The 13,877-nt window shown below is 56.8% G+C and carries 11 protein-coding genes; 10 read left to right on the top strand and 1 reads right to left on the bottom strand.

Features of this window, described 5'->3' with window-relative positions; all coding sequences use genetic code 11:
* Positions 1-267: 267 nt before the first annotated feature.
* Both ACQE3D_RS09480 and ACQE3D_RS09475 read left to right on the top strand, forming a co-directional pair.
* A complete protein-coding gene (locus ACQE3D_RS09480) occupies positions 268-4,866 on the top strand; it encodes a beta strand repeat-containing protein (RefSeq protein ID WP_313728179.1) in 4,599 nt (1,532 codons plus the stop codon).
* A gap of 263 nt (positions 4,867-5,129) precedes the next feature.
* Positions 5,130-6,269 carry a TIGR03118 family protein gene (locus ACQE3D_RS09475; RefSeq protein ID WP_313728181.1) on the top strand — a complete coding sequence of 380 codons (1,140 nt, stop codon included), beginning with the start codon at positions 5,130-5,132 and terminating at the stop codon, positions 6,267-6,269.
* Between the two features lie 101 nt (positions 6,270-6,370).
* Here the strand turns inward: ACQE3D_RS09475 and ACQE3D_RS09470 are convergent, their stop codons facing one another.
* Positions 6,371-6,952, bottom strand: coding sequence for a TVP38/TMEM64 family protein (locus ACQE3D_RS09470; protein WP_313728182.1), 582 nt, complete (start codon positions 6,950-6,952; stop codon positions 6,371-6,373).
* Between the two features lie 576 nt (positions 6,953-7,528).
* Between ACQE3D_RS09470 and queF the strand changes: the two genes are divergently transcribed.
* The 8 genes from queF to pilW all read left to right on the top strand — a co-directional run bounded on the left by queF (position 7,529) and on the right by pilW (position 13,877).
* Positions 7,529-7,918, top strand: a complete 390-nt coding sequence (gene queF / locus ACQE3D_RS09465; protein WP_064025988.1) for a preQ(1) synthase — start codon at positions 7,529-7,531, stop codon at positions 7,916-7,918.
* 16 nt (positions 7,919-7,934) lie between these two features.
* On the top strand, positions 7,935-8,213 hold the full coding sequence (locus ACQE3D_RS09460) for an EscU/YscU/HrcU family type III secretion system export apparatus switch protein (protein WP_064026042.1): 279 nt from the start codon (positions 7,935-7,937) through the stop codon (positions 8,211-8,213).
* A gap of 3 nt (positions 8,214-8,216) precedes the next feature.
* Positions 8,217-9,077 carry an archaetidylserine decarboxylase gene (gene asd / locus ACQE3D_RS09455; protein ID WP_313728183.1) on the top strand — a complete coding sequence of 287 codons (861 nt, stop codon included), beginning with the start codon at positions 8,217-8,219 and terminating at the stop codon, positions 9,075-9,077.
* Between the two features lie 97 nt (positions 9,078-9,174).
* Positions 9,175-9,516 (top strand): preprotein translocase subunit YajC, encoded by a 342-nt coding sequence (gene yajC / locus ACQE3D_RS09450; protein ID WP_064025993.1) that lies wholly within the window; start codon positions 9,175-9,177, stop codon positions 9,514-9,516.
* A gap of 75 nt (positions 9,517-9,591) precedes the next feature.
* Entirely contained in the window at positions 9,592-11,439 is a 1,848-nt protein-coding gene (gene secD, locus ACQE3D_RS09445; RefSeq protein ID WP_071159494.1) for a protein translocase subunit SecD, read from the top strand.
* A gap of 153 nt (positions 11,440-11,592) precedes the next feature.
* Entirely contained in the window at positions 11,593-12,024 is a 432-nt protein-coding gene (ndk, locus tag ACQE3D_RS09440; RefSeq protein ID WP_064026003.1) for a nucleoside-diphosphate kinase, read from the top strand.
* Entirely contained in the window at positions 11,999-13,120 is a 1,122-nt protein-coding gene (gene rlmN, locus ACQE3D_RS09435) for a 23S rRNA (adenine(2503)-C(2))-methyltransferase RlmN (protein ID WP_064026005.1), read from the top strand. The genes ndk and rlmN overlap by 26 nt, the downstream gene beginning before the upstream one ends.
* A complete protein-coding gene (gene pilW, locus ACQE3D_RS09430) occupies positions 13,110-13,877 on the top strand; it encodes a type IV pilus biogenesis/stability protein PilW (protein ID WP_313728184.1) in 768 nt (255 codons plus the stop codon). Before rlmN ends, pilW begins: the two co-directional genes overlap by 11 nt.

The following is a 13,877-nucleotide window of genomic DNA, read 5'->3' as shown; positions in this document are numbered from 1 at the left end:
TCTGACCTTAACAAGATTGTGCTAGAGCGAGAAGCTTCTCAGTATTTATCGCAATGGCGCCACAAAATTTCCATAGACAAAGGCGAATTGCGTGATATACCATGCAAAATAAAAGGATTTAACGTCATTCGTCGCCACTTTCGTCAAATTGTTTGTGCTGATCGTTTCGCTACAAATACGTCCTAGGGCCAGCCAGTGGCAACTTAACTGGCACGTGAGAGTCGAGACTTGTCGCTAGCCCACATTCCTTAACAAATAGAGGAAATTATGCAACTGGATTCACAACGTTTTAATCTCAATTCGATTTGTGCAGTTTTCCTGACGGCCAGTTTGACGATCCACACGCAAGCGGCACGGGCGTCGATAATCTCAGTCAACGCTGCTCCCGGTATCAACGGCAACACCGGAGTTTCTGGAAACCCTGGAAGCGACGGGGCGGCGGCTAGCGGAGGCCAAAACGCGATTGCCGACGCGGGTTTTACAGTCGGCAATTCAGACATCGAAAATTCCGCCATTGCTTACGGCGGTAATGGGGGCAACGGCGGTAGTGGCGGAAACGGAAATTCTAGCGGTGCCGACGCGGGTCGCGGCGGCATTGGCGGTAATGGGGGCAATGCCAGCTCTCAAACGGGAAGCAGCGCATTCGTTACGAATACTGTCAGTGCTTCTGCAACGGCGATTGCCGGCAACGGCGGCGGCGGCGGCTCGGGTGGTTCCACTTCAGGTGGTGGCGTTAGTGGTATGCCCGGTGCTAGCGGGGCCGGTGGAAATGCCGTGATACAAGCGAACGCTATCAACACCGGTAGCGGGAATGCCTATGTCTACGGAAAAGCGGTCGGTGGCCAGGGTGGAAACGGATATTACGGCTCGGCAAACGCGGGTAACGGCGGATCGGCCTCGCTGGGCGGAACACCCTCGGAAGCACTGTTGGCTAGTTCGACTATCGGCAATGTTTCCGCCACAGGCATTGCTAGCGGCGGCAACGGTGGCTCGTCTCACGGTTACGCAGGCAGTGGTGCAAGCGTTACGCTGATCAACAAAGTTGATGGTGCCACCAGCGGCAAAATTAATCTTTTCCAAACCGCCAGCGGTGGCAAGGGTGGCGACAGTGACGGCGGTGGTGCCGGAGTGGGCGGCCTAGCTGAAAGCTTTCTGTCTAAAAGCAGCGCCTCCCAATCGTTGAAAGTGACTAGCAATGCTCTCGGCGGTAACGGCGGCGCGTTAAGTGCCGCTACCGGCAAAGCCGCAGACGGCGCCTTAGCGTTTAGCAGCAGTTTGGCGGTCAACAGTGCTGGCCGCGCGATCAGTAACGGTAACGCACGTGGAGGAATGGGTGGCTTTGGGTATAGAGGAGCGGCTGGTGGAAATGGCGGAGCTGCCACGAACGAGAGTAAGGCGGAAACCCGCGGCGCCGATCAACCGATTGAAGTCAAGGGCAATGCGCAAGGTGGTAATGGCGGCGACTCTAAATCGAGTGCTGCCGGCAATGGCGGCACGGCAACCAGTGAAAGTATCGGCCGTTCCGACGACGGCAACGACGTTTACACCTACGACCAAGCGCGCGGTGGAGACGGCGGTCTGCTATATAAAGGCTCTGGAGTCGCCGGAAACGGGGGTAATGCCGACTCCCGCGCGGAATCTAGCAACCAAGGCACGCTCAAAAAAGGCAGAAAACTCTATGCATCCACTACCGCGCACGGAGGCAACGGAGGATCGGCTTTTTTGGCTGGAAGCGGCGGAGACGGCGGCGGCGCGAGTGCGATCAGTGCTGCGCGGAACAATGATCCACTCGGAAATAGCTGCGTTACACTGATCTGTTCTGAAGCTACCATTATGACTACCTCATCAGCCACCGGTGGTGACGGCGGTCGCGCCAAAGGTATCGGTAAGCAAGGCGGCTCCGGCGGTACGGCGAGAGGATCGGCTAATGCTCAGTCAACCGGATTAGTCAACGTGGGCGCGCAGGCATACCTTTTCGGCGGATTTGGAGGTATCGGTGAAGAAGGCGCCGATGGCGGTAACGGAGCGAATATTACAGCCCAAAACGTCGTCGAAGGCGCAACTTTCGGCTTCTTATCATTGAGCCAACAAGTTACTGGTGGCGGCGGTGGACCAGCTTATGGCGGCGGCAACGCTGGTTTGGCCGGAAGCGCGATATCCGTCTTGAACAACGGCAATACCGGGGGCAACGGCATCGGCTCGAATAGCTCCGCTTACGGTGGTTTCGGCGGCTCAGCTAATAACGGTGGTCTAGCTACCAGCGGCGGTTCAGCAAAATCAACCGTCGAATTGATTCAGGCAGGAAGCGTCTTCGGTTCGGCAAACGCAACGGGGGGCGACGGAGGCTTTAATTATGGCGGTTTCGGCGCCGGTGGAGATGGTGGAATTGCTCTGATCAGCGGCTACGGTGAATCCACCGATGACGGGGGAGTGGACATCTCCGGATCGGCCACAGGGGGTAACGGGGGCAATGGGTACAATAGCACCATGTCCGAGCGCATCAACGATGGCGGCAACGGGGTATCGGTCAAGTTAAATAATGTCGTCGATGGCAAAACCGCCGGCACTTTAACACTAAACCAAATCGCCACCGGCGGCGGAGGCGGCGGAAGTGAGAGTGGAACCCCCGGTATTGCCGGTAGCGCTTCCAGCAGCCTGAGCAAATCGACATCTGCACGTTATTTGTCGCTCGGCTCCTACTCATACGGTGGTGCGGGCGGTGACCTCGCCAAGGCTGGCGGAACCGCAGGTGCGGGTGCGTCAGGCACTTCATACGTCAATGCCAAAAACAGTGGTTCAACGTCCGCCACCGGCTCCGCAAATGGTGGTCGTGGTGGTACAGGACGCAACGGCGCAAACGGCGGCAACGGCGGTAACGGTGTGAATACCGTCATCGCCGACGGCAGCAGTATTGATTCCGTAATCGGTTCCGCTCAGGGGGGGGCAGGTGGCGGAGTTAGCAAAGGCGTCGGCGGCAACGGCGGTTCGGCGTCGTCTACCGTTGTCGCAAACGCTAGTAACGACGTAAACTATTGGAGGGCTTCTGTTACTTCATCAGCTACCGGTGGAAACGGCGGCGGAGGCGCTGAAATAGGCGGGAGCGTGCAAGGTGGAAACGGGGGCTCGGCCAGCGCTTATACCAGCGAAAGTACTTTCGGCGACTCGCAGACGGTGGAAACTAGGTCCACCGCCACCGCTCACGGTGGAAACGGCGGATCTGGGCGGGGAATAGGCCATACCGGTGGGAATGGCGGCACGGCAACAGCGAAAACCTCCGTCAACTTCAAAGGAGGCTACGAGGAGGCCAACACCTATCAATACGGCGGTGCTGGTGGTAGCGGAGAGGAAGGCGCAAACGGCGGCTCAGGCGCCGATTCAATCGGCATTAACCTCGTTAGCGGACCGACTTCGGCTGGCTCGGGTCTTCTCACTCAGTTCGCTTACGGCGGTGACGGCGGAGACGCAAACGGCGGCGGCAACGCCGGCTCGGCAGGCAACGCCGAATCCGTTTTGACAAACATCATCCTCGGAGGCGGCCCACTTGACCTCAGTAGTTCTGCTTACGGTGGTCAGGGCGGAAACGCATACGGCGGTGGTAGCGCCAGCAACGGTGGTTCTGCTAAATCACTAGCGCAAACTGGCTCGGGCTACTACGTAATTGCTAACTCTCACGGAGGCGACGGCGGTCAAGTTGATACTGGCGAAGGTGTAGGCGGCAACGGCGGTAACGCCGATGCGCTAGCTAGTGTGACATACACCGAAACCAACACTGGTTATTCGGCGGACGCGGGCGCCAGTGCCGTCGGCGGCAACGGCGGCGGCGACTTAGGCCGCGGCAGTGCTGGTAACGGCGGCACCGCGGTTGCCACCGCCACCAACCACGCAACCGGTTACACAAGCGCTCATTCTTACGCGGCAGGCGGCCAGGGTGGAAACAGCTCTTTTGTTGGGCAACGCGGCAGCGGAGGCGACGCCATTGCTCGTGCCAGTGCCGACAGTGATCACGATTACGCCACCGCGTACGCCGACGCCTACGGCGGTACTGGCGGCGGTTCCAATCGACCCAGCGTTATCAAGGCTGACGCCTCGGCAGTTGGTGCCATCGGCGCAAGCGCCGACGCTTCGACGCATTTCCGCGATATGATGCTAGTCTCTTCCGCGCAAACGGCGAAGGGCGTAGAAGGAAATGCCGACGCCCAGTCAGCCATAGGCCAGACGCTGGCCACACAAGCCGACGCGGCTGGTAAGCAGGCGGTAGCGTTCGGCACAGTGTTGCCAGATAATGACGACGCCTTGGCATTGCAGGCAACCAGCCCCACCGTACTACATGACTTCGATGTAGGCGGTGCCAGCCAAATATGGCTACTAGGTACGCTAGGAGTGTCAAACGAATCCAACGATACTGGTTTTCACGACTATCATGCTAGTTTGCGCCTCAATCTGGACGCCTCCGCCTACGACATGCATCAAGACTCGCTACTAGGTCTGATAAACCCGGTATTTGGATCCAATAACCTTGCAGCCGGCGAATCGTTGAATTTCGATATCAATGTATCCGGAGCGAACGGAGGTTATTCGAACAGCTTTAGTTTCACCGATCTAACTGATTTCTCCGATCCGGACAGCGCTGCTAATTTTTTCTCGAACAAAACTCTGGATATGGGCAATTGGTATGGTTGGATCAGCGACAACAACCGAATATTGAGTATTTCGTTTAGCTTGAATCTGCACAGTCAAACCAACGGCAGTGGTCTGAACTTTAGTTTGATAGCGGGCTCTAGCCCCGCCCCCGTTCCGCTCCCCACATCCATCTGGCTATTCGTTTCGGCTCTGTTTGGTTTTGCTCGCATTCGTCGCAACCACTAAACGTTCCGATGTCACTTCGTCACCTTGACGACCGCAAGACGGCGGTGTAACACAGACCGCCGTCTTCATTTCGAGTGACGGACGCGCACCGGCATTTCAGCGCGACGCCTTACCAGCCGACTTGGATAACATAACCTCTACGCTGTCAAATCCGCCACTCCTGTTAGCTGACAAGACGACTCCCGATCGATCAGCACCTGTCAAACGAAACGCCCCCAGTCAACATATCCTCGTCACTATCTTTTCAATTGGAGAAAATCGCTATGAGTACGTTATCCAAGCTTTCTTATTTTTCTCGCAGAAAACTTTGGACTTTACCGTTATCCGCCGCGCTGAGCTTCGGTTCGCTGTCAACGGCGGCGGCAACCTCATTCTCACGCGTCGATTTAGTCACCGACGATCAGGTGGCTAATCCGGCGCAAATTACCGACACATCTTTGGTCAATGCCTGGGGAATCTCTTACGCGCCTACCGGCCCGTTTTGGATCTCCGACAACGGCACGGGACTCTCCACGCTATACATTGTGAATCCGAGCACCAACGCCACCACGAAACTGGATTTGAACCTGTCGATTCCAGGCGCCGGCAACGTGACCGGCCAAGTGTTCAACAATAACGCCGCTGCCTTCAACGGCAATCTGTTTATCTTCGTCAGCGAAGACGGCACCGTATCTGGCTGGCGAGGCGTGGGCAGCTCAGCTGAAACGCTGATCACCGGGTCCAGTCAAAATCTTTACAAAGGCGTTGCGGAAGCTTCCTTTTCCGGAAACAGCTATCTATACGCCGCTAATTTCAAAACCGGTCGGATCGACGTTCTCAAAGGTACGCCGGCGGCGGACGACTTAAGAGGTCAATTTACCGACCCCAATTTGCCGAACGGTTACGCACCTTTTAATATTCAAAACCTGAACGGAACGCTCTACGTCACTTACGCCTTGCAAGACGCAAACTCGCCCGACGAATTGGCCGGCGCCGGCTTGGGCTTTGTCGATGCCTTCGATCTACAAGGCAATTTGCTGCAACGCGTCGCCAGCCAGGGGACGTTGAACGCGCCGTGGGGATTGGCGATAGCGCCGGCATCGTTTGGCGAATTAGCCGGCGACTTATTGGTCGGCAACTTCGGCGACGGCACCATCAACGCATATGCGGCATCGGACCATAGCTTCGTCGGGCAATTGACTGGAACCGACGGCAATCCGCTCGCCATCGACGGTTTATGGGCTTTGTCGATCGGAAATGGCACGGCGTCTGGCAGCCTCGACAAGCTTTATTTCACGGCCGGCCCAAACGATGAGACTCACGGACTTTTCGGTTCGATCGCAGCCGTGCCGGTTCCGGCAAGCGTTTGGCTGTTCGGCCCAGCGATCCTAGGTTTATTGGGCCTGGGTCGAGCTAAAAGTTGATTGAGTCATTCTCGTTAATTCACGGATGAGGCGCATCGGCGGAGAACGATGCGCTTTACCGACATCATCCGTCCCGAGCAACTCGACCGGACGGATCGGAGTCAACCACGGCTCGGATGTTTCTTGTTTAACAGCACCGGCACCAGCGACAGTGCCGCGACCAATAAAATAGCCGCAAGTACCTGCGGCTCCAACAACTGGCTAAACGACGCGATCCGCTCCAGTTTTTCGCCGCCGTTGGCGTAAATCAACGAAGTCGGCAACACACCCAATATCGTACTCAGACAATATTGCCGAAACGATACTCTGGAAATCCCGGCGGTGATATTGATGATAAAATACGGCACCACCATGACCAATCGTAAACTCAGGAAATAATAAAAGCCATTATGTTCCAACTCGGTATCGATATTTTTTATTCGATCGTAATAGCTTTTTTCAAACCACCCTTTTAACGCATAGCGGCTAATGGCGAACCCGACCAAACAGGCTAAAATAGTCGCCCCGACATTATAGATTGCTCCCAGATAAAACCCGAAACAATAGCCGCCCAACACTTTGATCGCCGCGGCGGCCGGTACCGGGGAGTTGACGAAAACGACACAAGCCAGAAAAAACAAGATCACCGAAAACGAGTAATGATCTTGAATAAACCGACTTAACCACACTTTATGAGTTTTCACCGTTTCCAGCGTCAAATTGTCGGCATAATAGATTGAAACTGCCAAAAACAAAATAAATAACAACGCCAAAGCATATTTTTTTATTATCACAAAACCGCCATCTTCGAATAAATCCCTAGCCGTATCACTGTGGAGAACTCGTGCGGGTACGACTGGTTGTTTCTCTGCCGACCAGGTCCGTTCATCAACGCGACGTGACACCCACACCCAACGAGAGTCTGTCAATGTCATCGGACACAACCCCATTTAAACCCGTGCGCGGGGCGGACAATCGCGACTAACGACATCTTCTATATTCCGTTTCTCGGGGCAATAAGCCTCACGGGATCGTTCGGCGGCTGATCCGCCCACGGGCCAACACTTTCCGCACAGCCGCCCGCGAGGAATCCTCGAATTGATACCATGCCCGGATGACCGCAATAAGACAACGCCGTTCGACCATAGGCATTTAAACTGAAACTAGCGAAGATCGCCCGCGCGCGACAATCGGCCGTCATCGCGGACCGATAGCTGGTAAAATTGTCGGATCGCCGACATTCGGCGGCATTTCGAGCGATCAATTCTAATAAGTCCATCATGAGTACCCAACCCAGTTCCGACCTGACCACTTTCGAAAATCCCAGACCGGCGCGCGATTTCACGATCCGTATCGACATTCCGGAGTTCACCTGTCTGTGCCCGATGACCGGCCAGCCGGATTTCGCCAAATTGACGCTGGAATACGTGCCGGATCGGCTGTGCGTCGAATTGAAATCGCTAAAACTGTATATGTGGACCTTCCGCGAGCGCGGCGCCTTCCACGAAGCGGTCACCAACGAAATTCTCGATCACATCGCCGCGGCGACCCAACCGAATTTCATGCGCTTGCGCGCCGACTTCAATGTGCGCGGCGGGATCTATACGACGGTGGTCGTCGAACATCGCAACCCGGCTTGGCAAGCGCCGACGCCGGTCCAGTTGCCCTGATCCGATCCGTCCGATGATGAGCGGTAGAACCTTCTACAACGCCGACATCGCCGTCGCTCTGAAATACGACGGCAAGAACGCGCCCAAGGTCACCGCCAAGGGCGAAGGTTTTACCGCTCAACAAATTCTGGCGATTGCCGAAAAACACGACATTCCGCTACAAAATCAACCCGAACTGGCGCGCATTCTGGCCCAGGTGCCGCTCGGCGACGAGATACCCGAACAACTCTACGTCGCCGTCGCCGAAGTCATCGCCTTCGCCTATCTGATCGCCGGCAAAACGCCCGACCTGTAATCCATGAATTTAAAAGAATTGTTAACCGTCCTGCCGCAATACGGCTTGCCCCATCACGCGCTGTCGAATCTGATGGCCAGACTCACCCATTGCCGAAACCCGATCTGGAAAAACCTGTTCATCAAGACCATCGTCCGCCTGTACGGCGTGAACATGGCGGAAGCCAAATATCCAGACCCGGACAGTTACGCCAGTTTCAACGAGTTTTTCACCCGCGAATTGCAAGACGGCGCCCGCACTTTTGCGTCGGGCCGCGACGAGCTGGCTTGCCCGGCGGACGGCGAAGTCAGTCAAGCCGGCAAGATCGAGGCCGGGCGGATTTTCCAAGCCAAGGGCCGCGACTACAGCGTGCTGGAGTTACTGGGAGGAGACGCGGAGCGCGCAGCTGCTTTCAGTGATGGTCGGTTTGCCACTATTTATTTGTCGCCCAAGGATTACCACCGCCTGCACATGCCGTTGGCCGGCACGCTGAAGGAAATGATCCACGTACCCGGCCGGCTGTTCAGCGTCAATAACACCACGGTCGGCGCGGTGCCGAATCTGTTCGCGCGTAACGAGCGGGTGGCATGCATTTTCGACACCGAAGCCGGGCCGATGGCCTTGATTTTGGTCGGCGCCATCTTCGTGTCCAGCGTCGAAACGGTCTGGCACGGCGTCGTCACGCCACCGACCGTCAGCCAAGCGCGGGATTGGCAATACGGCGCCGACGCACCGACGCTAGCTAAAGGCGCCGAGATGGGCCGCTTCAACATGGGTTCGACGATCATCGTCCTGTTCGGCCCCGAGCAAGTCGCCTGGCATGCCGATCTGACCGCCGGCCGGGCGGTCCGGCTGGGCGAAAGCATCGGTAGGCATCTGGTTTAACACCCTTAAAATGCGATCGGCGGCGGGCTATGGCATAATGCGCGCCTGTCCGCCCGGCCGGACCGCTAACAAAACGATAACAATTTAGAGGACAACAATGAGTTTCTTGATTTCAGACGCGATTGCGCAAACCGCACCCGCCGCCCAACAACCCGGCATCGAAGGCATGCTGTTTCCGCTTGGCATCCTGATCTTTTTCTACTTCCTGTTCATTCGCCCGCAATCCAAGCGCAACAAGGAACAAAAACAAATGCTGGCCGCGCTCGGCAAGGGTTCGGAAGTCGTCACCAGCGGCGGGATACTGGGTAAAGTCGTCGATCTGGACGACAACTTCGTCAAATTGGAAGTCTCGGACAACACCTTCATCCAAGTCCAACGCCACGCCGTCGCGACGATGATGCCTAAAGGCACGTACAAAACCCTGAACAAAAAAGCCTAACGACTGCTCACAACGCCGCCCTCAATCCGCTCGCCCCTCCGGCGGCCTGGCTCGCGCAGCTATTAACGGAAACCTATGCAAAATCATTTTCCAGTCTGGAAGAACCTGATGGTTCTGACCCTTTTGGTGATCGGCACGCTCTACTCATTGCCGAATCTGTACGGCAACGATCCGGCGGTGCAAGTGGCTTCGTCCTCCGCCACGCCGTTGCAACAACGCCAAGCGGACGATGTCGCCGCCAGCATCCGCGACGCCGGTTTCACGACCAAGGCCTTCGAATTTACCGACGGCAAGGTGCTGGCCCGTTTCAACAATACCGACGAACAAATGAAAGTCGCCGACCTGTTGCGCGACAAGCTGGCCGAGCAAGCCACCGTCGCGCTCAATCTGGCGCCGGCCACGCCGGATTGGTTGCGCATGATCGGCGCGGAGCCGATGCATCTGGGTCTGGACTTGCGGGGCGGCGTGCATTTCCTGCTGGAAGTCGACATGGACTCCGCGTTGAAGCAAACCGAAGAACGCTATAACAACGACATCCGCACCGCCTTCCGCGACGCCAAGGTCCGTTATCAGTCGGTCAGCAAGGAAGCGAACGGCATCAAGGTGGTGTTGCCGAACGAAGAGGCCAGGGTCGCGGCGGCGGCGGTATTGAACAAGGATTTCCGCAATCTGGACCTGAAGGAAACCGGCCCCAACGAATTCACGTTGTCGATCACCGAGCGCGAATTGCGCGACATTAAAAAATCGGCGCTGGGCCAAAACATCACGACGTTGCGTAACCGGGTCAACGAGCTGGGCGTGGCCGAACCGATTATCCAGCAGCAAGGCGACAGCCGTATCGTCGTCCAACTGCCCGGCGTACAGGACACGACTCGCGCCAAGGAACTGCTCGGCACCACCGCGACGCTGGAATACCGCTTGGTCGACGTCGAACACGACGTGCAATCGGCCCTGTCCGGCCACGAACCGGCCGGCGCGCGCCTTTACAAAGACAAAAACGGCAATCCGATTTTGTTGAAACGCTCGGTCATCGTCACCGGCGACCAAATTACCGACGCTTCGTCCGGCATGGATCAGGACGGCCAATCTGCGGTCTTCATCACCTTGGACGGCGCCGGCGCCAAAAAAATGGGCAAATTGACCCAGGAAAATATCGGCAAGCCGATGGCGGTCGTCTTCATCGAATACAAATCCGAGACCCGCGTCGTCAACGGCGAGAAAGTTCAACACAAGGAAAAAGTCGAAAAAGTCATCAGCGTCGCGACCATTCGCGACAGTTTCAGCAAACGCTTTCAAACCACCGGTCTGGACAGCCCCGAGGAAGCCCGCACCTTGGCCTTGTTGCTGCGCGCCGGCGCCCTGGCCGCGCCGGTCGAAATCGTCGAGGAACGCACGGTCGGTCCCAGCCTGGGTCAGGAAAACATCGACCAAGGCATGAACTCCATCGTCGCAGGCTTCTTGCTGGTCGTGGTCTTCATGGTGATTTACTACCGGGCCTTCGGCCTGATCGCCAACTTTGCGCTGCTGTTTAACGTGGTGCTGTTGATTTCGATCATGTCGGTGCTGCAAGCGACGCTGACCTTGCCCGGCATGGCCGGTATCGTATTGACGGTGGGTATGGCGGTGGACGCCAACGTTTTGATCAACGAACGGATCCGCGAGGAACTGCGCCACGGCAACAGTTTGCAAACCAGCATTTACATGGGCTACGAAAAAGCCTTCGCGACGATTTTGGACTCCAACGTGACCCACTTCATCGTCGCGATCCTGCTGTTCGGTTTCGGTACCGGCCCGGTCAAAGGTTTCGCGCTGGTTTTGGTGATCGGGATCGCCACCTCGGTGTTTACCGCGGTCACCAGCACCCGGATGCTGGTCAATTGGTTCTACGGCAGCAACAGCGACCCCAGCAGGCTGTCGATCTAATCCGCCCGCGCCGCTGTCCGGAAGCCCGGCCGATACGCTGGGCTACTCCGGCACAGGCGCTCCATATGCTTGGCCGGGTTTCTCTTCACCCCGGCGAACGGGTTATAATGCCCTATTCTATTTTTTAATCATAAACCTACGGGAGTTAAATCAATGGCCATCGAACGTACTTTCTCCATCATCAAGCCCGACGCCGTCGCAAAAAACGTGATTGGAGAAATCGTCAGCCGCTTCGAAAAAAACGGACTACGCGTCGTTGCATCGAAAATGCTGCAATTGACCCAAGACCAAGCCGAAGGCTTTTACGCGGAACACAAGGAACGCGGCTTTTTTAAAGACTTGGTCAGCTTCATGACTTCCGGTCCGGTCGTCGTACAAGTGTTGGAAGGTGAAAACGCCGTTCTGAAAAATCGCGAACTGATGGGCGCGACCAACCCTAAAGAAGCCGCGCCGGGCACGATCCGCGCCGATTTCGCGGTCAGCATCGACGAAAACGCCGTCCATGGCTCCGACGCTCCGGAATCGGCCGCCAGAGAAATCGCTTACTTCTTCAGCGCGAATGAACTCTGCGACCGCATCCGCTAAACCGGCATTGGTCAATTTGCTGGATTTCGACAGAAAAGGTCTGCAAGCCTTTTTTGTCGAACTCGGCGAAAAGCCGTTTCGCGCCACCCAATTACTGAAGTGGATTTATCAGGAAGGCGTTGCCGATTTCGAGCAAATGACCAACCTGAGCAAATCGTTGCGCCAGCACTTGCGGGAACATTGCGAAGTCAGGGCGCCGGACATTGTCACGGAACAATTGGCAAGCGACGGCACCTGCAAATGGGCGATGCAAATGCGCTGCGGCAATCGGGTCGAGACGGTCTATATTCCGGAAGATCGGCGCGCGACCTTGTGCGTGTCGTCGCAAGTCGGCTGCGCGCTGGCCTGCAGTTTCTGCTCGACCGCCCAGCAAGGCTTCAACCGCAATTTAAGTACCGCCGAGATCGTCGGCCAGCTTTATCTGGCCCAACAACGCCTCGGGCCCGAGCGCCGCATCACCAATGTCGTGATGATGGGCATGGGCGAACCGCTGTTGAACTTCGATAATGTCGTCGCGGCGATGAATCTAATGATGGACGACTTCGCCTACGGCTTGTCCAAACGCCGGGTCACTGTCAGCACCTCCGGCGTCGTGCCGGCGATGAAAAGACTGGGCGACGTCTGCGACGTCAGCATGGCGGTATCGTTGCACGCGCCGTACGACGAACTGCGCGACCAATTGGTGCCGATCAACGTCAAATACCCGCTCGCCGAACTGATGGACGCTTGCCGCGACTACGCCAAGACCGGTCCGCGCAAGCATATTACCTTCGAATACGTGATGCTGGACGGCATCAACGACGGCGCCGAGCACGCGCGCGCCTTGGTCAAACTGTTGAAGAACGTCCCGTCCAAGCTCAATCTGATTCCGTTCAATCCGTTCCCGCAGTCGTCGTACCGTTGCTCCAGCAGCGCCAACATCCTGCGCTTTCGCGACATTCTGCAGGACGCGGGACTAGTCACCACGATACGCAAAACGCGCGGCGAAGATATCGACGCCGCCTGCGGCCAACTGGTCGGCCAAGTCCAGGATAAAAGTCGCCGCCATCTAAAACTCCAAGCGATGCAGGCGCACGGCAGCGGCAATGTCGCGTAAACCGATACGATACTGGGCTATCTGCGGCATCGCCGGTCTTCTGACCGGCGGCTGCGGCTTGCTGCCCGACATCAAGCCGTCGATGAGCAATGCCGAAAAGGCCACGCTCAATCTGCAAATGGGCGCTCGCTATCTGGACATGGGCATGTTGGATGCCGCCCGCGAAAAATTGCAAACCGCGCTCAGCCTGGACTCCGGCAATGCCGAAATCCATAACACATTGGCGGTGTTTTACGAGCGGGTCAAGGACTACGACGCCGCCGACGACAGCTATCGTAGCGCCTTAAGCCGCGACCCCGCCAATTTCAGCACCTTGAACAATTACGGCCGCTTTCAATGCGAACGCGACCGGGTCGACCAAGGCGTGGAACTATTGAAGCAAGCGCTGGACTCGGCAATGAACACCCGGCCGTGGTTCGCACTGACCAATCTCGGCGCTTGCGCGCTCAAGCAAAACGACGCGCAGCAGGCCGAAGGCTATTTCCGCCAAGCCTTGCAAGCCCAAAACGAATACGCTCCGGCCTTGCTGGAGATGCAGAAAATCAGTTATCAGAACCGCCAATATCTGTCGGCGCGCGGCTTCCTGGAACGCTATCTGGCCGTCGCCAATCACACCCCGGAAACCCTGTGGCTGGCTTTTCAAACCGAACGCTCGCTGGGCAACGGCAAACTGGCCGAAGAGTACCGCGACAAACTCCTATCCGCTTTCCCGGCTTCGAAGGAAGCTCAACTCGTTAAATCCGCGATTAGCAAGTAA

The sequence above is a fragment of the Methylomonas sp. MS20 genome (genome assembly GCF_050275925.1).
Classification (GTDB): Bacteria; Pseudomonadota; Gammaproteobacteria; order Methylococcales; family Methylomonadaceae; genus Methylomonas; species Methylomonas koyamae_A.
The sequence above is the reverse complement of the archived record's forward strand: the minus strand, read 5'-3'. Positions and strand labels throughout refer to the sequence as shown.